At 64.3% G+C, this 18,256-nt stretch carries 28 protein-coding genes, 1 other RNA gene and 6 pseudogenes; all 35 read right to left on the reverse strand.

What is annotated here, in order from left to right; translation table 11 throughout:
* Positions 1–151: 151 nt before the first annotated feature.
* The 35 genes and pseudogenes from LE197_RS10510 to LE197_RS10680 all read right to left on the reverse strand — a co-directional run bounded on the left by LE197_RS10510 (position 152) and on the right by LE197_RS10680 (position 18,245).
* Positions 152–643, reverse strand: coding sequence for a hypothetical protein (locus tag LE197_RS10510; protein WP_226034018.1), 492 nt, complete (start codon positions 641–643; stop codon positions 152–154).
* Positions 640–1,056: a gp436 family protein gene (locus LE197_RS10515; RefSeq protein WP_010791902.1), complete on the reverse strand. Its 417-nt coding sequence runs from the start codon at positions 1,054–1,056 to the stop codon at positions 640–642. The genes LE197_RS10510 and LE197_RS10515 overlap by 4 nt, the downstream gene beginning before the upstream one ends.
* On the reverse strand, positions 1,053–1,220 hold the full coding sequence (locus LE197_RS10520) for a hypothetical protein (RefSeq protein WP_003094562.1): 168 nt from the start codon (positions 1,218–1,220) through the stop codon (positions 1,053–1,055). Before LE197_RS10520 ends, LE197_RS10515 begins: the two co-directional genes overlap by 4 nt.
* Positions 1,220–1,660: a hypothetical protein gene (locus LE197_RS10525; RefSeq protein ID WP_015987644.1), complete on the reverse strand. Its 441-nt coding sequence runs from the start codon at positions 1,658–1,660 to the stop codon at positions 1,220–1,222. The genes LE197_RS10520 and LE197_RS10525 overlap by 1 nt, the downstream gene beginning before the upstream one ends.
* A gap of 66 nt (positions 1,661–1,726) precedes the next feature.
* Positions 1,727–2,639 (reverse strand): annotated as a pseudogene (locus LE197_RS37090) (Mu-like prophage major head subunit gpT family protein).
* Positions 2,640–2,642: 3 nt separating this feature from the next.
* Positions 2,643–3,613 (reverse strand): annotated as a pseudogene (locus LE197_RS10535) (phage protease).
* A gap of 345 nt (positions 3,614–3,958) precedes the next feature.
* The gene (locus tag LE197_RS10540) at positions 3,959–4,183 is read right to left on the reverse strand and encodes a hypothetical protein (RefSeq protein ID WP_016068302.1); all 225 of its coding nucleotides are present in this window, start codon (positions 4,181–4,183) and stop codon (positions 3,959–3,961) included.
* Positions 4,177–4,599: an anti-CRISPR protein AcrF3 gene (gene acrF3 / locus LE197_RS10545; protein ID WP_226034019.1), complete on the reverse strand. Its 423-nt coding sequence runs from the start codon at positions 4,597–4,599 to the stop codon at positions 4,177–4,179. Before acrF3 ends, LE197_RS10540 begins: the two co-directional genes overlap by 7 nt.
* Positions 4,600–4,655: 56 nt before the next feature.
* Positions 4,656–4,910, reverse strand: coding sequence for a hypothetical protein (locus LE197_RS10550; protein WP_016068301.1), 255 nt, complete (start codon positions 4,908–4,910; stop codon positions 4,656–4,658).
* Positions 4,911–5,022: 112 nt separating this feature from the next.
* The gene (locus LE197_RS10555; protein ID WP_015649656.1) at positions 5,023–5,490 is read right to left on the reverse strand and encodes a phage virion morphogenesis protein; all 468 of its coding nucleotides are present in this window, start codon (positions 5,488–5,490) and stop codon (positions 5,023–5,025) included.
* On the reverse strand, positions 5,490–6,776 hold the full coding sequence (locus LE197_RS10560) for a phage minor head protein (protein ID WP_015987638.1): 1,287 nt from the start codon (positions 6,774–6,776) through the stop codon (positions 5,490–5,492). Before LE197_RS10560 ends, LE197_RS10555 begins: the two co-directional genes overlap by 1 nt.
* The gene (locus tag LE197_RS10565) at positions 6,776–7,393 is read right to left on the reverse strand and encodes a DUF935 family protein (protein ID WP_226034020.1); all 618 of its coding nucleotides are present in this window, start codon (positions 7,391–7,393) and stop codon (positions 6,776–6,778) included. Before LE197_RS10565 ends, LE197_RS10560 begins: the two co-directional genes overlap by 1 nt.
* Positions 7,394–7,439: 46 nt before the next feature.
* Positions 7,440–8,353, reverse strand: a pseudogene (locus LE197_RS10570) (DUF935 family protein).
* Positions 8,354–8,362: 9 nt separating this feature from the next.
* Positions 8,363–8,632, reverse strand: coding sequence for a hypothetical protein (locus LE197_RS10575; protein WP_226034021.1), 270 nt, complete (start codon positions 8,630–8,632; stop codon positions 8,363–8,365).
* A 44-nt stretch (positions 8,633–8,676) separates the two neighbouring features.
* A complete protein-coding gene (locus LE197_RS10580) occupies positions 8,677–9,936 on the reverse strand; it encodes a hypothetical protein (RefSeq protein ID WP_226034022.1) in 1,260 nt (419 codons plus the stop codon).
* Between the two features lie 62 nt (positions 9,937–9,998).
* On the reverse strand, positions 9,999–10,139 hold the full coding sequence (locus tag LE197_RS10585; RefSeq protein WP_226034023.1) for a hypothetical protein: 141 nt from the start codon (positions 10,137–10,139) through the stop codon (positions 9,999–10,001).
* Positions 10,136–10,635 (reverse strand): annotated as a pseudogene (locus LE197_RS10590) (DUF1804 family protein). Before LE197_RS10590 ends, LE197_RS10585 begins: the two are co-directional and overlap by 4 nt.
* An 8-nt stretch (positions 10,636–10,643) precedes the next feature.
* A complete protein-coding gene (locus tag LE197_RS10595) occupies positions 10,644–10,832 on the reverse strand; it encodes a hypothetical protein (protein ID WP_003094538.1) in 189 nt (62 codons plus the stop codon).
* Between the two features lie 110 nt (positions 10,833–10,942).
* Positions 10,943–11,344 (reverse strand): hypothetical protein, encoded by a 402-nt coding sequence (locus LE197_RS10600; protein WP_015987634.1) that lies wholly within the window; start codon positions 11,342–11,344, stop codon positions 10,943–10,945.
* A gap of 237 nt (positions 11,345–11,581) precedes the next feature.
* Positions 11,582–11,997, reverse strand: a pseudogene (locus LE197_RS10605) (structural protein).
* Complete coding sequence (locus tag LE197_RS10610) at positions 11,997–12,467, reverse strand: hypothetical protein (protein ID WP_015649662.1); 471 nt, start codon at positions 12,465–12,467, stop codon at positions 11,997–11,999. Before LE197_RS10610 ends, LE197_RS10605 begins: the two are co-directional and overlap by 1 nt.
* A 395-nt stretch (positions 12,468–12,862) precedes the next feature.
* Positions 12,863–13,316: pseudogene (locus LE197_RS10615) on the reverse strand (Mor transcription activator family protein).
* On the reverse strand, positions 13,309–13,710 hold the full coding sequence (locus LE197_RS10620) for a gp16 family protein (RefSeq protein ID WP_003137292.1): 402 nt from the start codon (positions 13,708–13,710) through the stop codon (positions 13,309–13,311). The pseudogene LE197_RS10615 and the gene LE197_RS10620 overlap by 8 nt, the downstream one beginning before the upstream one ends.
* The gene (locus tag LE197_RS10625) at positions 13,707–14,003 is read right to left on the reverse strand and encodes a hypothetical protein (protein ID WP_003099427.1); all 297 of its coding nucleotides are present in this window, start codon (positions 14,001–14,003) and stop codon (positions 13,707–13,709) included. The genes LE197_RS10620 and LE197_RS10625 overlap by 4 nt, the downstream gene beginning before the upstream one ends.
* Positions 14,004–14,075: hammerhead ribozyme type II (locus LE197_RS10630), an RNA gene on the reverse strand.
* The gene (locus tag LE197_RS10635) at positions 14,074–14,343 is read right to left on the reverse strand and encodes a hypothetical protein (RefSeq protein WP_015972857.1); all 270 of its coding nucleotides are present in this window, start codon (positions 14,341–14,343) and stop codon (positions 14,074–14,076) included. Before LE197_RS10635 ends, LE197_RS10630 begins: the two co-directional genes overlap by 2 nt.
* A 2-nt stretch (positions 14,344–14,345) precedes the next feature.
* Entirely contained in the window at positions 14,346–14,552 is a 207-nt protein-coding gene (locus LE197_RS10640; protein ID WP_003094506.1) for a hypothetical protein, read from the reverse strand.
* Positions 14,501–14,836: a hypothetical protein gene (locus LE197_RS10645; RefSeq protein WP_226034025.1), complete on the reverse strand. Its 336-nt coding sequence runs from the start codon at positions 14,834–14,836 to the stop codon at positions 14,501–14,503. Before LE197_RS10645 ends, LE197_RS10640 begins: the two co-directional genes overlap by 52 nt.
* Before the next feature lie 311 nt (positions 14,837–15,147).
* Positions 15,148–15,525, reverse strand: coding sequence for a hypothetical protein (locus LE197_RS10650; RefSeq protein WP_004365122.1), 378 nt, complete (start codon positions 15,523–15,525; stop codon positions 15,148–15,150).
* A 1-nt stretch (position 15,526) separates the two neighbouring features.
* Entirely contained in the window at positions 15,527–16,045 is a 519-nt protein-coding gene (locus tag LE197_RS10655; RefSeq protein WP_004365124.1) for a host-nuclease inhibitor Gam family protein, read from the reverse strand.
* A gap of 16 nt (positions 16,046–16,061) precedes the next feature.
* On the reverse strand, positions 16,062–16,373 hold the full coding sequence (locus LE197_RS10660; RefSeq protein WP_023102200.1) for a hypothetical protein: 312 nt from the start codon (positions 16,371–16,373) through the stop codon (positions 16,062–16,064).
* On the reverse strand, positions 16,336–16,749 hold the full coding sequence (locus LE197_RS10665; protein ID WP_003099415.1) for a hypothetical protein: 414 nt from the start codon (positions 16,747–16,749) through the stop codon (positions 16,336–16,338). The genes LE197_RS10660 and LE197_RS10665 overlap by 38 nt, the downstream gene beginning before the upstream one ends.
* Entirely contained in the window at positions 16,715–16,864 is a 150-nt protein-coding gene (locus LE197_RS10670; RefSeq protein WP_226034026.1) for a hypothetical protein, read from the reverse strand. Before LE197_RS10670 ends, LE197_RS10665 begins: the two co-directional genes overlap by 35 nt.
* Entirely contained in the window at positions 16,849–17,496 is a 648-nt protein-coding gene (locus tag LE197_RS10675; protein WP_015987630.1) for a hypothetical protein, read from the reverse strand. The genes LE197_RS10670 and LE197_RS10675 overlap by 16 nt, the downstream gene beginning before the upstream one ends.
* Positions 17,493–18,245, reverse strand: coding sequence for an AAA family ATPase (locus LE197_RS10680; protein WP_003099407.1), 753 nt, complete (start codon positions 18,243–18,245; stop codon positions 17,493–17,495). Before LE197_RS10680 ends, LE197_RS10675 begins: the two co-directional genes overlap by 4 nt.
* Between the last annotated feature and the right edge of the window lie 11 nt (positions 18,246–18,256).

An 18,256-nucleotide genomic window follows, 5' to 3' on the forward strand; every position in this document is an offset into this window, starting at 1 on the left:
ATTTGTCGCTGTCGGCAACGGCCGAGCCTTGCGCTGATTTCGGAATCTTTTCGATCAGCTTCTTACGCAGCAGCAGTTGGGCCGCAGCGCGGTGACTTCGATTTCGTCGCCCTTGGCCACCGGCTTGCCCGCGTGGGTGTGGTTGGGGTTCTCAGCAATGATCGTGACTTTTACGGTTTCCATGACTTGACCCTCGGGTAGACGAACCTGGCGGTGAACACCAGGGGAAATAGAAGTAGCCGCTGGCGTAGGTGACAGGAGACTGTCGGGCGCTGCGCGCCAACGGCGCCACATCGATGGCTGGAGCCCATCCGGTCAGTGCCTTGACCAGCCGTCCCAGCAGCGGTCCTGCCTCTCGGCGCGCTCCTTCGCCGGAGTTCGACGAGTCGGCGTAATGCACCACCAGCACAACCGCCCATTGCTGGCCGATGGCCTGAATGGCGCGCCTGCCCCCTTGGTAATCCGCTCCGGTGCCTATTTCGTCGCCGAGATAGACGACATAGACGCTGGGGGCGGGCTGGTCCTGCTCACTCAAGGCCGCCAGATCGGGCACCCCGGAAACGATGGCCAGCCCAGGAACCTCTGAGCGGATACGCTCGATCAGCAACGGTTCCAGGAACAGGTAGTCGAACGGGTCGCTCACCAGTCGGCCCCCCAGTCGTTACGGCCTTCGCTTATCTGCACCGTGTTGGCTACGGGCGCCGGCTTGCCGTCAGCATCCAGGGCCAGACTCAACTTGCCGTTGGCGATGCCCGACAGCAGCTTTCGCAGATGCTCGGCCGTTTTGTAGACCGGGTTCTCTTCCTTTAGAACGATGTGCAGATTGGCGTAGGCCAGGCCACAGGCAATGCGCTTGAGCGCCGTTGGCACGCTGGCGAGCGGCAACTGGTATCGGCCGTGCAGATGCAGGTCGATTTCTGAGTCGGCGTCGGCGATGGCGCGATCCACGATAACCGTGTCGATGGTTGTGGCCGGTTTATTGACGCGGTCACTCACCTCGCGGATTTTTTGCTCGCTGTACTGCTCGATCAGGTCGGCCAGCGTGCAGTAGCTCACAGCGGCGACTCCAATTGTTCCAGGACGTCGAGCGCCTCGCGGCAGTCGGCGGCAACCTGGTGCTGCAACTCGGCCTGAGCGGCGTCACCCTGAGCCTCGCTGATTGGAGCGTTGTGCTCGGCGATCTGCGCGGCGATATCCAACTGGGCAATGGCGTGATTCATCACTCGCCCACCTGGTTGCCGGAAAAGGTGCAGCGCTCGACCTTGAGCAGCGGGTCCGACTCCAGAGCCTCCAGCTGCTCGTCGCTCAGCACGCCGTCAGCGAAGCCTTGGCCTTCCTTGTCGAAGCAGAAGCCCGCTCGGCAACGGCGCTCGACGGTGGCCCGAACAAAGACGCCCTCGACCTCGTCCGAGGCGCTGGCTGGCTTGGTGGCGGGCGTCTCGGATGCGGTGGACGAAGCGTCGTCCATAGAGTCCGGCAGAGTGTCGTCCTCGGGCTTCTCGGTCGCCGGAGCAGTTTGGGGCTTGGCGGCGGATGCCTCGGGTGCGGTGGACGAAGTGGCGTCCGTGGAGCCCGGCAGAGTTTCGTCCTTGGGCTTTTCGGTCGCCGGATCGGTCTTGGATTTTGCGGTGGTCTTGGCCGCAGAGTTCTGGCGTGCCATGTCGTGTCTCCTGTAGCTGGAAGAAGGTGGCCATCCTTGGCCTGGCAGGCGTTCCGTCTGGGGCTATCAGTTGAGCCAGGCGGTATCGAGTACCTGGACCAGTTCGAAGTTGGGGTTGTCCGCGCCATTGGCCAGGCGCTGCACCCCGACCACTTCCTTGGCCTTGAGCGCAGAGTGGTCGGCACCACCAGCAGGTTCGGACGAATGTCCAGCGGACGACCGCCGTCGGCCTTCTGGTTGCGCATGGCGTCGTAAACTTTCTCGAAGTTGACCTGGTTCAGTTCTTCGGTGGACATCGCCGCCAGTTGCCAGAAGCCGAAGCCGACATTGCAGCGGGAGCGCACGCCGTAGACGTACTCGTCGGCCATGAAGACCTGCTCGTTGTCTTCCTTGGTCAACGAAGTGAACGACGGCTTCATGCGCTCCTGGTAGATCAACGGCTTGAGGCTGCGGCTGGTGTCGAGCAGATACCAGGCCGCCCCCGGATCAGCGGCCGGCGCGAACAGGTTGCTAACGGTGGTCGCCGTGCCGGTGCCATCCACGTTCGGATAGACCGGGTGATCGGTGTCGAAGAAGTTTTGACCGTCGTAGCAGAGATTGGCGTTGCCGGCCTTGAGCAGGGCGAAGACCAGTTCGTCGGGATGCGCGCCGGCAGCACGCCCCATTTCCTGCATGAGCGGTCCGTAGACGCCGAGGTTGTCGTCCTCGATGTCGGTACGTTTTACGCCCACGGTCGATTCGAAGAGCTTGTTGGTGATCTGGTAGCCCTGGGCCGCCATGTCCTTGATGACACGCTGACCGATCCACTCGCGCAGCTTGGGAACTGCCCCAGCCAGCCATAGGTGTTACTGGCGGTGGTGGACGGAATCACCGTAGCAACCTGAAGGTAGGTGCTGGGTGCCGTCGCCAGGGCGTCCTGGAAGTGCTTCTGGAACGAGGTTTTCAGTGCGCTAATCAGCGCCGGAGTAATGATGGCCATGGGTCAGGCTCCTTTTGCCTTGGCGTAGTCGGCGGGGCTGATCCCGGTCAGACGGGCGGCCTCCATCTCGGCGTCGGTGAGGTTGTGGGTGTCGCCCTCCGGCTGGCGGCCTTGCAGGCGGGTCAGCGCGGCAATCGGCGCGGCCTTGTCCAGGTACGCCTTGAGCTGGACGATGTCCTTACCGCCCAGGTCGCGTGCCCACTGCTCCAGGGAGGGCAGCAGGCGACCGTCCTGGAGCGCAGCACCGACCAGCCTGTCCAGCTCGCCACCATTGAGGCGTGCGGTCAGAGCGGCGATTTGCTCCTGGAGGTCCGTCACAGCTTCCAAGGGCACGAACTTGGCCGGGTCGGGTTTCTGACTCGGGTCGGCCTTTTTCAGTTGGCTGGTGGCGGCGGCGATCTGCTCGACGCTAGCGTCCTTGGCCAAGCCGAGGGTTTCGCGCAGCGTGGCCAGGCTGGCCGCCTGTGCGTCCAAGGCCGGCTTGAGCGCGGTCAGGGCGGCGATGGCTTCGGCCTCGGTCGCCCCTTCCTTGAGCGACAGCGCCTCGATGATGGCTTTCAGGAGTTCATCCACGGAGGTTTCCTCTTGGGTGGGGTAAAGGCCAAAGGTGGCCGCCGCTCGGCGGGCGAGCGGCTCCATGCCATCAATGGCGGGGTCGTTGGTGATGGCGCCCATCAGAATCGACAGGACCGTGCCGTCCGGGGCGTAGCTGAAGACCGGCGAGAAGTAGAGGTACTCACCGTCCTCGATCATCCGTGCGGCGCGGGCGGTGTATTCGACACGGCCCCACAGGCCGGAGCCTTCGCGCCATTCGAAATCGAGGAAGCGGCCGGCAGCAGGCGCCGGCTGGCCGTTTTCCTCTTTCTTGAGGGTCTGGTGCTCATAGTCCAGGACAGGCGGTGTCTGCGTGCCCTGGCCCGGTCGATCACGGCGGCGGCGCTGGCGGCATCGATCCGCCAGGCCGGCACGTCCATGGGGCGCCCGTCCGTGGGCCGGAACTCACCAGCTGGAGTGACTTGAATCCAGGCGCTGCCATCCTCCAGCTGGGGAAGCTGGAACGAGCAGGCGGCGATGGCAACGAGTAGGCGGTTCTTTTCCATGCCGCCAATGGTGGCGACGGTCGAGCGCGGCGGTTACGGGAAGGGGTTCAACGACTGCGGAAACCGTCCGGCGCCATCTTCTGGCCAAACCCTGGCACACGAATGGCGCTGGAGCGATTTCTAACGGGGTTCTAACGGGGTTAACGCACCGACTCTGATGCGAGGTAGCGACTAACCCCGTTTCGGCGCGTGTAGCGCGTTTGCGGGCGGATCAGGTGATCACGCAGATGGCGGGTCGTTCGCCAGGCACTCCAGGGCGAACTGGACGGTATACGGCGCGGGGCGGTAGCCCTCCTTGATGTCCTCGCTCAGGTAATAGCGCATGACCCTATCACCGAGGCCGAGCAGCTCGGCTGCGCGCCGCTGGCTGATGCCGGCTTTCTTGAGCAGCCCGCGCAGGTAGCGCGGGTCTGGATTGTGGTTGGAGGCGTCAGGCGTCAGCATTCCTCATCCTCATAATGCTGTTGGAACCTGTCCTGAAAAATAGCCATTAAACGACCATGGACATGGCTTCCCCAGGCGACGCCTACGTTCTGCGAGGCAGTGGCCAGCATCACGTTGGCGATGCGATACCACCATCCCCAATCGGCAAACGGGTTGCTCGTTACTCGTCCATCTGCGTTGAGCAGCGCCTCTTCCCAGGCCTGGAACTCGCGATATTCGTCACGATTGGACTCGTCCACCAGTCGTTGCAGGACGGTAGCCTGAAGCCCCTCATGGAGCCTGGCGGCGAAACTAGAAGCGGCCAGAACCTGGCTTTCAGTCAGGTTGTCGGGGTCCGCATCTTCCCAGGACTGAATGAATCGAGAGCCTTCAATAACCGAGCGGGAGATGATGCGGTCTGAAATCGTGCTGCTCATGGTGTCTATCCTTGTTTGCGCCTCGCCGTTGCGGCTGGCGTGGGTTTAGATTCGGCTCAGAGTTCCATTACATGAAACGGATAGCCAACGGTCGTCTCCGTGCGGTTAGTGCCGTGCAGGTGGTGGTAGGCCTGGAACATGCCACTTCCGTTACTCTCCCCGGTTTCACGGTATACGAGGCCCTCGAATTCCTCGCCAAGAATCTGTTGGGCTGCGCTCTTCGCGGCGGCTGTAATGTCGACAGCGTCAACCGTGAAGCGCTCGCCGGAGTTGTCGTTGTTTTTGCGGGGGTCGATGAGATAGGTATTCATTTGGTCATTTCCCTGTGCTCGCCTCGCCGTTGTGGCTGGCATGAGGCTAGATTAGGCACATTGTGCCTAATGCGCAATAGGCACAATGTGCCGCTTGTCCGAAAGTGGCCCACTACCGATTTCGGCTCAGGGCTGTTAGGACGACCTCCAGAATGGACTGCCGAGCGCCGGCCGCCAGTTGGCCGTTTTCGTCGAACGGCAGATACCGCCGTGCAGGAATTTCGACCTGGTGACCCCGGCCGGCGTCACCACCAAATTGGTGGATGGCCGCATAGACCAAGTTGGACCCGATTCCCGCCTCGTTGCGATCCGCCCAGGTCGTGACCGAGCGAGCCAGGGCGTTTGTGACCTGGAGGATCGGGTGGGGACCACGCCCCTTCGCCTCGCGAGCGGCGACGGTCGCGGGGCTGAGCTGCGGCCAGCCCGGCCCCTCGTCCATAAAGGCGAACTCAGTTTCCGCGAGCAGCTCGGCAGCGATGCCACGCATCACCGGCAGCGTATCGGTCACCGAGCGCATCAGCACCGCCAGGCGCTGGCGAACCTCCTGGTCGTCCAGCTCGACGTCGATCCTAGTTGTCATTAGCGCACTCTCCTGTAGCGGCCCGTCGCCAGGCCATCCTGGATGCTATCCATGGTGATCTCCATAACCTGGCCGACATTTTCCAGTTGGCCGGGTCCGTATATCTCGCCGCGCAGACGGATAGCCAGGGCGGCACCATCGGCCTGGACGACGTAGACCAACGACTCGGTGCCGCGCTCCCACAGCACCAGGTCAGGCCGGGCGAAGCGCTGCGGCAGGTTGGCGAGCTGCTCGCGAGCGACGGCGCTGCTACGAATCGCGGTATCGCTGGTGGCGACCACGCCAGCGCGCAGTTGGGCGCCCTGGGCGACGGCGTAGGTGACATCGGTCGGATCGAGCACGCCGATGGACATGGTCTGTCCCTGGGGGGACGCGGCGCGATCTACGAAGGCCTCCCAGGCGCGCTGGCGGACCGGGTCCAGCAGCACACCCCGTACCTCGTCGATAGCAGCCGGTGCCCCCAGGGTACGCTCGGCTTTGTCGTACAGCACCTGGTCCATCAGGTGACTCTGTACGGGACTGCCGTCAAAGCCGGCATCGGGACGGAATTGGATCTTCCGCCCGGCCCGGTCGGTCGTCTCCAGGGTTGTCAGGGTCTGTTCCCGAATCTCCCCCGTCCGCTTGTCAACCCCAGTTTCGACGGTGACCTGCCCCGTCCGGCCGAGGCTGGATTCGACGGTCAGGCCTCGACGGCGGACAGCGGCCACCGTCAAGGCAACGATCCGGCACCGGCAGTTGTAGCCATTGGGCGGGGTGATGTGCTGCCAGATCGGATCGTCCCACCTGAACACTTTCCCATGCAGGGCGGCATGGCTGGCCCGGGTAACGCCATCCATCACCGCCACATACATCCAGTAAGGGTGGGTTTCCCTGGCTTCGTAGGCGGCCGCGTAGCGCCCTGCCATGTAGGCCGACTGCATGTTGGTCTGGTAGATGGTATCCAGGCGGCGCGGGCTGCCCAGTTGTGCAACCTCGGCGCCGCCATCTGGCGCGACTACCACCTGGCGACCCCACCAGCCTTTCGCCTCCAGGGTCGGCCGCAGGTTTCGCTTGAAGTCTCGTAGCGTCTCGCCGCGCTCCAGGTTCTCGACCAGGGCGTCGCGAATGTCCTGGAGCACGTCCAGGCGTGCTGCTCTGGCAACGGTCAGAGCGCGGGCGTGGGTGGCCGCGTCAACGTCATGCCAGTTCCAGGTGATCGCGAAGCCCTTGCGCTCCAGGTACTCGATGGCGGCGGCCGGCCGCAGGGCGAAGATGGCCCGCAGATCGGCCTCGGTCGGAGCGGCCATCAGTCGATCCGGTCCAGGTTGCCGTGGAGACGGCCCCAGGTATCGGCGGCGAACAGCAGCCGGTGGAGCGCGTCCGTTAGGGCGCTGTCATCCATGTCCGGGAACGCTTCGGCGAGGGCGCCGAGTAGTTCGGTTTCGCTGTCTCCGCGGTTGACCGCGTCCAGGAGCGGGGCGAGCAGGTCGTTGGCCTGGTTTTTGCATGTCCTTGGCCGGCAGGTCGGCCAGCGCCTTGTCCAGGGCCTGCTGATCGCCATAGCGCGGGCCAACGATGTGGCCAAGGCCGCCACCCGTTGTCCATGCTGGCGGCTCAGGATTGCAGGCTGCGCAGCCGGACGCAGAACTGGCTCATTCTTGGCAGGCTGCGGGATGCCGAGCTTGTCATAGACCCAGGCGCTGGGAATCTCCAGCCCCACGTTGACCAGTGCCGGAATCGACTGGGCCATGCTGGTGATGTCGGCTTGCTCGCGCAGGTCGAAGACTAGGCGCGGCGCCCGGCGCACGTCGGGACTGCCAGGACGGTTCAGTACCAGGAGCGGCCAGAGCAGATCGCGGGACAACGTGGCCGCCAGTTGGCGGGCATCGGATGCCAGTATGTCGTGCCGAACCTCGTTATGCACCTGGCCCAGGGCAAAGCGCCGCCGCCTGACTGGCTGGTGGTGCTGGTCAGGTGCCGCCCAGGACCGCCTTGGATATGGCGTCTTCGCTTTGCCGCATCATCGCCAGGAACGGCTCGCTGCTACCCTGCGCGGCCTGCTGGAAGTCGATGGCCATGGTTTCGGGGATGATCCCTGCGGCAGCATGGCCCAGGCCGGTAACGGCCCGCAGCAAGGTTGCCTTTTCCTCGTCGGCAGTACCTGGCGGATATTTCCCCAGCCGGATCGGTAGGCCATAGATTTCCAGCATTTCCGCCAGGTCGGAGGTGGCGTAGTGGCGAAACAGGTACGGCCAGGCCAGCACGCGAAACAGGCCGCTGCGGGCCACATAGCCGGAGCGCGCACGCGGCCGGTGAATGATCCAGCCGAAGGGCTGCAAGGCTTCGCCGGCCGGGCTGTTGTCGCGCAGCCGCAGCTCGTTCTGGTCTTCGGGGTTGAGCTGGAACCAGCTCTGCGGTCGGTGGTGGAACGCCAACGGCATCCACTCGCGCCCCTGTAGCGCCCACTCCAGTTCAATGCAGCTGTAGCCGTGGCCGATGCCGTCCAACGCATCGAGCAGCAAGTCCTCCAGCCCTTCCAGGTCGAGCAATAGCTCGTGCAAGTAGTCGGCATCGGCTTTCTCGGCCGCCGAGGCGTTACGCGGGGGTTCGACCGCCCAATCCAGGCCAAGGATTGCGCGCTTTCGCTTGCTCATTTCGGCGAACAGGTGGGCGTCGCGTTCCTCCATGTCCATGAACAATTCGGCCTGGGCTGGAGGTTGCCCTGTTCGGCCTCGACCAGGATGCGAGCCAGCTTGGCCGGCGTCAGCCCCTTGGCCGGGTGCTGGGCGAACTCCTTCGCCAGGCCGGCCAGGCGCGAAGTCTGCGGCTCGCGCAACTGCTGGGGTCGGATCGGGTTGCCGTAGACGTCAACGATTTGTGCCATGTGTCGTACCTACCATGCGCCGCCGAAGCGGCCGCCAGTGTCAAAAGAATCGTCAAGGCCGCCAGCTTCTAGGGCGTTCCGGCGGTTCGGCACCGCTGTGAATTCAAAAGAGCCTGCGCGAGTGCTGGCGATCATCCAGAGGATTGACAAGGCACAAAGCCCGTCGTAGTGGTGCCCGGTCTGCGGTTCTGGCCAGCTGTCCAGCTCGTCGAGCAGGGCGACCAATCCAGGCGAAAACAGAATCCGTGGCGCAAATGCGTCGTTGATGAACGGCTCCATGGCATCGATTCGAACGGACTGGTCCGCCATGCTGGTGACGCCGATCAGAGGAGCGCTACGCGCTGCATCAGCGCAGCCTTGGCGATGTTCTGCCGCTGGATTTCGAATGCCCCGTTGTTCTCGAAACCGATAGCGCGCATCTGGTACTCCCTTTGCGCCTTGATCAGGTCCGATTCCAGTTTCGAGGGGACGCGCCGCTTGATGGCCGCCTCTATGACGTTAAGTACCTGTTTCTCGGTGTCCCAGCCCCCCACGATGATCGCCGACGGGTCAGACTGTGCGCTCGCCCCGACAGAGGGGTCGCATGCGCCAAACATCTGCCAACGCCCGGAGCGCATGACCCAAAAGCGCGGGTTGGTAAACGTCTTGTCTTCATCGGATCGCGGGTCGCCTTGCAGCTCGGTCGCGAACGCGGCTTTGTTCTTCGCCCGCTGACGCATCAGCCAGTAGAGCGACCGGACACCTGGCCAACTGGTGACGGCCCCCAGCTCCATCTGCTCGCGGTTGTCCTGGTAGAACTGAAACGACGGCAGAGCGCTATCGGGCGCGACGCTACCGCGCTCGGCGTATTGCTCCATCACGGGCTTATCGTCGTTGAGCATCACCTCTTCGCAATGTGCCCATAGGTCCATGTGGGTGGGGAACGTCTCGATAGCGCGGAAGTGGTGGACCAGGTGCCCGACCGTGCGTTTGGCTCGGCTGATCGGATCATCCTTATTCAGCACTGTGCCCACGCCTAGATATTTTACGGAGCCATCCGGTGGGCCGAGATAGTCGATAGCCTTTTCCAGCCAGTCCCATCGGTTGTTGCGCTCGGTCGGGGACTTGGCCTCTTTGTCGGTGATCAGGTCATCGCCCAGGAGCAGCTTGGGGCGGCTCGCGCCGTGGAATGTGCCCCGGATCGCTTGTTCAGCGCCGAAGGCCTCCAGCTTGACCCCGGAGAGGGAAACAAACTCGCCGATCTTCCAGACGCTTCCCTTGCCGCAGACTTCGGGGAAGTCCAGGGACAGGGAGGCGTTTACCAGTAGCTCGGTCTTGACTACTTCCAGGAGCTTGGTTGGCAAGCGCGTTTCGGCGCCTAGGAGCGTGATGTAGTCGACGAAGTACGGCGCCGGGCCGGTCATGCCCAGTTCGGCCCGAATCTCCGGTCGCTGGAGCAGCCCCTGGACAACGACATAGCACGGCCCGACCTTGGTCAGCAGTGAGGACTTCGCCTCGCCACGCGGAGCTACCCACCATTCCTTGAGGCCGCTGGAGCTGCTGATGAGCTGGGGAAAGCGCTTGAAGAAATGCGCATGGAACAACGAGGCAGGCGGCCGGATGTGGTGCGGAAAGTAGGTATACGCGAAGAACTCGAAATCGCGATCTACCAGTACGCGACGACGCCGCTCGGCCCGAGCTTCCGGGGAGCTATCGAGCCGCCGATCTGTTGCGCCTCGATGTCGCGGCGCAGCTGCTGCGCCATGGCGGATAGTTCCCGTAGGAACTCTTTTTCCTCGGCGTTCATTTCAGCCCCTTAGCGATTACTTCCCCGAACGGCTCCAGAATCTCGGCGAAGGCCTGGACGTGCTGCGGGAACTGTTCACGGATGAAGGCCGCCAGGCGCTGGATGACTTCCATTGCGGTGGCCAGGCTGGAGGTTTCCGGTAGTACCCGCTTCGATGCGCTGATCGACTTGTTGTAGGCGTCGGCCAGGCTGGCGAGCAGCTGCACCTTCACGGCGGGCTTGATGTCCGCGTCTACCTGGACGGCTTCCATGGTGGCCTGGAACTGGGTCACCAGACCGGCCAGCACCTGGCGCGCCACGTCCTCCAGTCCACCACCGGCCAGCAACTGCGCCGATTGCGCCTTGTCCCAGTCGTCCCCTCGGCTTCCGCCTGCTGTTTCCAGCGGCGGGCGGTGCCGTAGGAGACGCCGAACATGGCGGCCGCGACCTCCAGGGACTGGCGGTCGAGGACGTAGGCGCGGCGCAGGGCGTCGCGGGTTTCCTTCGGGTGCGCCATGGACTACCTCAGATACCGAGCTTGATACGCGCCGCGAGCAGGCCGCAGGCAACCAGGCCACCCGCCAGCGCGCCGGCCGCCGAGCCGTACAGCACGGCCTTGCGTTCGATCTGCGGGAATCGGTCTTCGAAGCGCTCCAGGCGGCCGTCGATGCGTTGCAGCAGTTCGAACTCAGGAGAGGCTTTCTTTTCGGTCATCGGATCAGTCCTTTTGAAAGTGCCGCACGGTGTCCCAGTGCAGGCCGGCGCAGGCGCCGTATTGGTCGTAGAGTTGTTTGAGGGCAATTGCGGCGGCATCGGGGCTGTCATCAGTCATCGCCACCGGGGTCGGGCACGGTTGAGCCAAGGCCGCCGGTAGTGGCCTGGGAGGCACGTTGACGGGCGGTTTCGAGCTGCTGCATGACGCCAGCAGGAAAGCGGCAGGCAGCGCGATCAGCAGCGGTTTCGGCCAGGGCATGGCGAAGCTCCCGAGTAGTTTGTTGGTCGCTGTCGGCCCGCTGGGCCAGGCGCTGGAAAAGAGCCGCGCTGGTGTCCTGGACCGTCTTCAGTTGTGCCGCCGATTGCTCCAGGACGTCGCGATATGCGCGGGTCTGTGCGTCGGCGCAGGCAGCGCGCCCATCGGCCAGGCCAGCCTCGCGACCGCCCCACCAGCCGGCCGTCCAGACCATCACCAGGAGCACAAAGACAACCAGGCCGACGCGCCAGGTCATGGCGATTTCTCGACGCTGAGCTGGACCTGGTAGGACGCAACGGTCTGCATGAAGCCGTAGGCGAACGCCCCGCCCAGGCCATAGGCGAGGCCTGCGGCACCAGTGCCATGAAGGCCAGAATCACGACGCGGGCCAGCAGGTCGCGGAGATAGAGGCGTATCCAGAGCCATCGGTTGGCCGGGTCTTCACGGCAGATCGCGAACAGATCGCTGAGGCTGATTCCGCTGGGGCGCTGCATCACAGCACCTCCCGCACGGCCTGGGCGATCTGCTCGGCGCTGTAGGGCTGCTGCCCGTTTTCCTGGTGAATGATGGCGGTCACCAGAGCGACCAGGGTGGCCTGGTCCAGGTGCAGGCTGGCCTGCGGCGGAACTCCCATCGCTCGGGCCACGGCCGAGGCATACGCGCGGGTGTTGTTCTCGTTCGACGGCGCCCAGCGTGCGATCAGCGATTCGACGGTGCGCAGGCCATAGACCTTGCGGTAGTTCAGCAGCAGCTTGGCCAATGCGCGGGTGCCGTTATGCGCCGTGTCGAAACGACAGAAGCGCGGTTCGATCTGCGGGTCGTGGGGAGTTGACCCTGCCAGTTGTTGCGTGCCGACCAAACGATGTTGCCGGGGTTGTTGTTGCGGATGCCGCGAGGTTGAAGGGCCATCAGTTGTTCTCCAGTTTGCGTTTTACCCACTGGGCGAACGCGCCCAGCCATGAATCGCCGTCCCGCTCAAACAGGCGCAGGGCCGCCCCGATCAGCCACCAGGCGGGCAGACCGGCAATCACCAGGAGCGGAGCGGAAACGAACAGCAGGCCGACCGCTGGCTCCAGTTGGTAGAGCCCGGCCACCACCTGGGCCGACTCGAACAGCTCGGGGCGGTTGGAGTGCAGGTAGACCACCAGAATCGGCCCAAAGACGCTGGACGCGACGATGGTGCAGAACAGCCGGGCGAACCCCTCTTTCATGGTTCGGGGCCACAGGACCAGGAAGCCCAGGGCGGCAGCCAGGGCGCCCGCGCTGATGTGGATGCCGAACATTTTCAGCAGCGCGGCGCTGCCGGCCGAGGTGGATGCGGGATCAGGCATTTGGTGCTTCCGTTGCGAGCGCTGCCCGAATTGCGGATAGGTGCGCATTGCCTACCTCCGGGGCGGACTTGGTGTAGTTGGATATGCGGAAATCGGTGTCGGTGACGCGGGGAGCAGGAGGCGGGCCGCGCCGGGATCGACTCGGCGCGGTTGTCCATCATCTGGCGATACGCCTTGACCTTCGCGAAGGCGTCCTCGACGTGCGCCCGAACGAGCGGCTGCCAGTTGACCGGGCAGGCTTCCAGCAGAGCGTTACGACGCTCGCGGCTGGGCTCGGCCAGGATGGCGGCGGCGTAGTCGCGTGGGCTGCGCGGTGGATGCGGGGCGTTGAACTCTTTCATGCCGCCATCGTGGCGGCGACATGCTAGGGGAATTAGATGATTGACTTCAACGGCTGAGATAGGATCGGCGCGGAGACGCCGGCCGGGGCGTTGCGCCCCGGCTTAGTGGAACAGGGTGGATTGCTGCGGTGCCGGCTCGCTCGGCCGGTTGACAATCTCCCATATCCAGCAGTCGGTCGGACAGGTTGTACTTGCGGGCAAGATCGCTGAGCAGGCTACGGGCGGTTTGCCCATCACGCAAGCCCTGCTCGAAGCGTTCGACGATCTCCAGGTCGCGCCACCGTACCAGCGCCTTGTGGCAGCGGGCCACGTAAATTTCTTCGCCCCGATAGTGCGTGTGGAGCTGCTCCTCGATGTCGCTGCCCAACAGCTCGGCCAGCGCAGCCCGGCGCGCTTCGCCCCTCCGCGCCCGGCCCTCGGCTATCCGCCAGGACGTGCCGCCGAGCTGCTCGACTACTACCAGCGTGGCCGGCAGGCCGATGCGTCCGGCCATGTCGCGGACGGTATCCGGCAGCATGTCCTGGACCTCCCGAAGATCGACTTCAGACCTACTCATGGCGGCTCCTGTCAATGATAAGCGCCTGCATCAGCCGGTAGAGCTGGCTGTCGTCCAGCCACTCGACCCGCTCGACCTGGAACATGCGCCGGGCCATGTGGTCGGCGTAGCTCCAGGGGCGATGGGCGCTGGCCAGGAGCGCGGTGATTTTGCGCAGCACGGTTTGCCGGTTTTGCGGCACTTTTGGCGTCGCCCGGCCTTGCCGATTGCTCTTCGGTTTCCAGCCCAAGCGCTGGAGTTCGACCAGCACCTGATCGACCTGGCGCGGCCCTAAGTCCTTGGCCGAGCGCACGCCCGCGACGCGAGCGAGCAATGCGCGATAGGTGTCATCGTCCATGCCGAGCTGGGTCTTGGCGATGTGGATTTTTGCGAGGTTGACGGCGCGTAGGCTCATCGCTTGGTCCTCCCTGGATGGCTTCTCTTTTGGATCAATTCGGCAAAACGTGACGCGTCACGCTCAGCAATTTCGGCAACGTTGTGTAGGAGCAAGGTGACCGCCTCGGCCGGCTCGGCGAAGCCACCGGCCGCGCAGATCAGATCGAGTGCATCAGCCGTTCCCTGGTACATGTCCATGTTGAAGCGGCGACCGCCCAGCGCAGCGCGGCGCAGGGCATCGCGCTCGCGCTTCGCCCGTTGGCGTTCTCGCGCCAGGCGGCGCTGGCGGTCCGTCTTAGTTTCGTTCGTCATGGGTGGCTGCTCATCAGTACCGGACCACCACGTCCGGCAGACCGTCCCGGCCAGGCCGGGGCGGTTTCGCTCAGTGGACGGTGCGGTTCTTGGCCGTGGTGTAGTGGATTTCCTGCTGCGGTTCCTCACCGCGAGCGCGCCGTGCCAGGCACTCGTCGCAGGCGCAGGAAACGGCGTTACCAACTCCGTTCTGCTTTGCGAGTTCTCGGCCGAGGGACATGGTCGATTGCATAAGGGCGTAGGCGATCTTCGATGCTTCGGAGTCGTGCAGCGGCGGGCCTTGCATGGAGAAATCTATTCCGCCTTCGGTGTCGCTTAGGGTGATGGTGTATACGGCCATGGCTATGCCTCCTTCTGTGCGGATGCCTGCTTTTCCAGCTGGCGGATGCGGGTGCGAATTTTCTGCTCGACGATCTTCTGGAGGCCGGTGACCGCGAGCGCGGCGCGGCATTGCTCCAGGTCGAAGCCGGCAACGGCGCGGAGTCGGCTATCGACGTCTACGGCGCCGTAGCTCTGTCCGGGGTGATTGAAGGGGTTGGACTGCTGCATTTCACACACCCCAGCGCACGGAAGCCGGGCCGATCCTGCTGGCCCAGGGTCTGGATGTACCGGGCGATGGAGCCCAGGTTTTCGCGGTCGGTGGCGTCGGGGCTCACACCCGGCACGCGCCGGGCGACTTTCTTGCCGACCTGGTGCGGCTCAGCGGTTGCAAAGACCGCCGCCCGCACGCTGGCCAAGTCGCCCACGGCAAGGGCGAAGTAGCCCTCGCCTGGGTGTTCCTCCCGCAGCTCGATCAGGCCGTCGATGCGGCACATGGCGAACGTCTTGGTCATGATCAGAGCCCTCCAGCAGCCGAATGGCATCGTGCGTGACCTGGGCCGGAGACTTCCGGCGAGCGCGTGGTGTAGCTGGGGCCGGCTCGGCCTGCGGCATGACCAATTGACTGGGGCGTACTATCGTCAACTCGACTTCCGGCACTTCGCCGACGGTGTACTTGAACCCAGCTCCAGAGGCGTAGTCGGCCTGAACCTCTGCGGCTCGACTCATGATGTCTATCAGCTTGAGTGCATCAGCCTGGGGTAACAGGAAGCGCTGATAATCCAAGGTGACGATGCACAGCTGTTGCGCGCGGTTGCGGGCCATGTCACACCTCCTGTTTGGTGAGCGATAGCGGGAGTGTGCCAAGCCACTGGCGGGCCACTCGTAGGCCGATTCGGAAGCCGATGGCTTGGGAACCAGTGAGCCTGGCCGAGCCAATCCGAACCTCGGCCGTATCCGGCGCATTCAGCGCCTGATCAATCTTGCCCATCCCGTTCTGGTGCCAAGAGGTGAGCAGCTCAGCCACGCGCAGGAGGTCAGTGTTCGAACAGAAGTCCTCCAGCATTTCGCGCAGTTCAGCCTTGGCTTCCTCAGCGTTCTCGATGGCGTGGCCGTCGTCGAATGTGCCCCCGACCAGCGCCCAAGCACTGGCGAATACCTGGGCCTGCGACATGATGGTGTCGATGCTGATTTCCTCGGCCATGTCACTGCACCTCCGCTTCGAAAGGCACGATGGCGAAGTCTTCGATGCCCGTGTTCAGGGTCAGCCCCGGCAGCCCCTGGACGGCCTCGGGTTCGTTGAGGATCGCTTCCTTGTTCACCTCTTCCTTGGTGCGGATGAAGCGGATTAGCCCCTTGCTGCGCAGTAGCTCCAGGACCGCATCGGCGCCGCGCACAGTCACGGACGGGGGACGGATGCGCCACTGGACCTCGCCGGTCGTGAGGTTCGCGTACTTGACCTTGTTGTTGTCGGTCAGCTCGGCACGGTTGGCCTCGCACCAGGACTGGACTCCGCCCTGGAGGACCGCCAGGCGCTTCTTCAGGTCTTCGGCCGGCTCCGAATAGCGCTCGGTGATCTGGCCGATTTCATCGTTCATTGCGGTTTCCAGACGGGCCAGCTCGCGCTGGAGGTCGCCGATGTTCTTGATATCGCTGATGACCTGCTCGCGGGTCTGCGGGACGTAGACGGCGGCAGCGGATTTCAGACGTTTCTTCGGTGCCATGTTGGCGTTCTCCTGTTCAGTGAATTACGGGTTTGCTGCCGGCGAAGTCGCGGTAGCTGATCGGTTCGCTCCAGGCCAGGGTGATGCCCTGGAAGCGGGTGATGTAACGGGTGCTGCCGGCCGAGGCCTCGCGCTGGAAACCCAGCAGGAGCCCCTTCTCCAGGAGCTGGCGGGCGTCATCTGCGGCGATGGTCACGCGCCCCTCTGTCGGCTCCAGGCGATGAAGGCGAACCCCCATGCGCTGGAGCAACCGGGCGGCATCGTTGAAGGTGCGCAGGCTCAGGGCCAGGTCAGGCGTCAAGACTTTCAAGGGCAATGCGGTTCTCATGGCCTTGTTCCTCTCGTTTCATGGGGGCGGTATGCGGGTTGCGTGGACAGGCGCGGCACGCTTTCCAGCAGCGCATCGCGACGGGGTTGTTCAGCGGCGCCGGCCGCTGGAGGTACTCGCTGCACTCGACCGAGGTCACCGCCTCGCCCAAGGCCGGGCACTCAATACGGCTCAGCGCGGCCAGGACGCGGCGCTCGACGCGGATCGTCGAGGGCGACGGGTAGCGGTTGGCGAGGATGGTGCTGACGGTCGAACGGCTCATGCCGATTGCCTCGCCGGCCTTCGTCTGGCTGCTGCGGGCCACCTCGGCGGCCAGCAACTGGACGAAGACAGGCGGACGCTCACCCCAGGCCGACAGATCGATTGCGCGTTCCATCAGCACCCCACTGCCAGGCAATGAGGCGGCGGCCGAGCATCAGAGCATCACCGGCCAGGATCAGCAGCAGGCCGAGGGCCAGGAAGATGCCGATGGGGATCAGTGTTCGGCGCATGGCGGCACCTCCTGTTCTGATTTCTTGGAGCGACTCCGGTTGTGCTGGTACTCGCCGTGCGAACTCCACATGACCTGATCAAGGTTCGGGTCGTAGACCTGGCGGCGCGTCTCGCGCTGGACGATGGGCGGCCGAGGGCCGGTGTAGCGGCCTGGCTTGAGGGCGTAATGGCGGCCGTTGCGGGTCAGGTATCCGGCGTTTTGGAGGTCGATGAAGTAGCGCTGAACGGTGCTGGGCGACACGGTCGTGCCCGAGGCCGCCACCGATGCGGCGATCTGCTCCGGGGTCGCTGGACCGAGGATTCGCAACGTCCGCCAGACCGCCTCGGTGGTGTATCCCTGCTGGGATGGCTTGCCATCGGCGTTCAGGTTCGGTGCCTCGACGCCGTTGTCGCGGACCAGTTGGAAAACGACCTCTTCGCCGCGCTTGAATCCGCGGATCGCCTCGACGTAGCCGCCCAGGCGCAGGCAGGCGACATACTTCTCGACGGTCTTGTCGTGTTGGTTGGAGCGGCGCGCCACGCGGTAGACGGTGAACTCTTCGCGGTTGGCCCGGATGACTTCCCACATCTGCTGGCGGGGGCTCTTGCCCCCGACCATGCAGAGATGAGCCGGGTTCTTGCCGAGGCTCATTTCGAAGTCCTCGGGCTCGGGGCCGCACCGGTGTACAGCTCCAGGTTCAGGCGCTGGAGGTCGGCCAGTTCCAGCTCGCGCCGGCCCTGAACGGTGGCGGCCTCGGCCAACTGCTCCAGGTTCACCGCGACGCGACGGACAGAGCCCAGGGATTTCTTCACCAGGTGCGCGAGCAGATCGTCAGCGATAGCCACTCCGGGGCTGTAGACCGGCGCCAGGTTGCGGGCGTCTTCCAGGGACACTGGCTGGGCCGGAACCCAGCTCAGAACGCGGCCATGGAAGCGTTCGTACTTCTTGAGCTTGGTCGGCAGCATTTCCTCGCCGATCAGCAAGATGGAGGCTTGGCTGGACTCGTACAGATCACGAATCAGCTCGACCTGGCCAGCGGCGACCAGGTGGTCCATTTCGTCGATGATCAGCGGGCGGCCGCTGGCGGCCAGTTCCTCGGCGATCTGGTCGGCCATTTCCGGGATGGTGCCGGCCGGCTTGATGCCCATTTCACCCAGGATCGACTTCAGCGTGTGCTTGCGGGTCCAGACGCTTTTGGCCTGGACGTAGTAGGCGCGGCGGCGATTGGCGACCCAGGCGGCCGAAACGGATTTGCCGAAGCCGGACGGGCCGTAGAAGCAGACCAGGCCGGGCAAGGTGGAGGTACGCGACAGCGCTTTCTCCAGGGCGATATCGCAAAGGGCGATGTTGGCGATGTCGGCCATGCCGCTGGCCAGTTGGGTGGTTTTCGGGGTGGTCATGAATACAGCTC

The sequence above is a fragment of the Pseudomonas sp. PS1(2021) genome, from assembly GCF_020405165.1.
In the GTDB taxonomy this organism is placed as follows: Bacteria; Pseudomonadota; Gammaproteobacteria; order Pseudomonadales; family Pseudomonadaceae; genus Pseudomonas; species Pseudomonas aeruginosa.

Coding starts and splice junctions, on each gene's coding strand:
- LE197_RS10520 (WP_003094562.1), bottom strand. CDS start 1,220: ATGAATCACGCCATTGCCCAGTTGGATATCGCCGCGCAGATCGCCGAG.
- LE197_RS10525 (WP_015987644.1), bottom strand. CDS start 1,660: ATGGCACGCCAGAACTCTGCGGCCAAGACCACCGCAAAATCCAAGACC.
- LE197_RS10540 (WP_016068302.1), bottom strand. CDS start 4,183: ATGCTGACGCCTGACGCCTCCAACCACAATCCAGACCCGCGCTACCTG.
- acrF3 (WP_226034019.1), bottom strand. CDS start 4,599: ATGAGCAGCACGATTTCAGACCGCATCATCTCCCGCTCGGTTATTGAA.
- LE197_RS10550 (WP_016068301.1), bottom strand. CDS start 4,910: ATGAATACCTATCTCATCGACCCCCGCAAAAACAACGACAACTCCGGC.
- LE197_RS10555 (WP_015649656.1), bottom strand. CDS start 5,490: ATGACAACTAGGATCGACGTCGAGCTGGACGACCAGGAGGTTCGCCAG.
- LE197_RS10560 (WP_015987638.1), bottom strand. CDS start 6,776: ATGGCCGCTCCGACCGAGGCCGATCTGCGGGCCATCTTCGCCCTGCGG.
- LE197_RS10575 (WP_226034021.1), bottom strand. CDS start 8,632: ATGGAGCCGTTCATCAACGACGCATTTGCGCCACGGATTCTGTTTTCG.
- LE197_RS10585 (WP_226034023.1), bottom strand. CDS start 10,139: ATGAACGCCGAGGAAAAAGAGTTCCTACGGGAACTATCCGCCATGGCG.
- LE197_RS10595 (WP_003094538.1), bottom strand. CDS start 10,832: ATGACCGAAAAGAAAGCCTCTCCTGAGTTCGAACTGCTGCAACGCATC.
- LE197_RS10600 (WP_015987634.1), bottom strand. CDS start 11,344: ATGACCTGGCGCGTCGGCCTGGTTGTCTTTGTGCTCCTGGTGATGGTC.
- LE197_RS10610 (WP_015649662.1), bottom strand. CDS start 12,467: ATGCGCACCTATCCGCAATTCGGGCAGCGCTCGCAACGGAAGCACCAA.
- LE197_RS10620 (WP_003137292.1), bottom strand. CDS start 13,710: ATGAGCCTACGCGCCGTCAACCTCGCAAAAATCCACATCGCCAAGACC.
- LE197_RS10625 (WP_003099427.1), bottom strand. CDS start 14,003: ATGACGAACGAAACTAAGACGGACCGCCAGCGCCGCCTGGCGCGAGAA.
- LE197_RS10635 (WP_015972857.1), bottom strand. CDS start 14,343: ATGGCCGTATACACCATCACCCTAAGCGACACCGAAGGCGGAATAGAT.
- LE197_RS10640 (WP_003094506.1), bottom strand. CDS start 14,552: ATGCAGCAGTCCAACCCCTTCAATCACCCCGGACAGAGCTACGGCGCC.
- LE197_RS10645 (WP_226034025.1), bottom strand. CDS start 14,836: ATGACCAAGACGTTCGCCATGTGCCGCATCGACGGCCTGATCGAGCTG.
- LE197_RS10650 (WP_004365122.1), bottom strand. CDS start 15,525: ATGGCCGAGGAAATCAGCATCGACACCATCATGTCGCAGGCCCAGGTA.
- LE197_RS10655 (WP_004365124.1), bottom strand. CDS start 16,045: ATGGCACCGAAGAAACGTCTGAAATCCGCTGCCGCCGTCTACGTCCCG.
- LE197_RS10660 (WP_023102200.1), bottom strand. CDS start 16,373: ATGAGAACCGCATTGCCCTTGAAAGTCTTGACGCCTGACCTGGCCCTG.
- LE197_RS10665 (WP_003099415.1), bottom strand. CDS start 16,749: ATGGAACGCGCAATCGATCTGTCGGCCTGGGGTGAGCGTCCGCCTGTC.
- LE197_RS10670 (WP_226034026.1), bottom strand. CDS start 16,864: ATGCGCCGAACACTGATCCCCATCGGCATCTTCCTGGCCCTCGGCCTG.
- LE197_RS10675 (WP_015987630.1), bottom strand. CDS start 17,496: ATGAGCCTCGGCAAGAACCCGGCTCATCTCTGCATGGTCGGGGGCAAG.
- LE197_RS10680 (WP_003099407.1), bottom strand. CDS start 18,245: ATGACCACCCCGAAAACCACCCAACTGGCCAGCGGCATGGCCGACATC.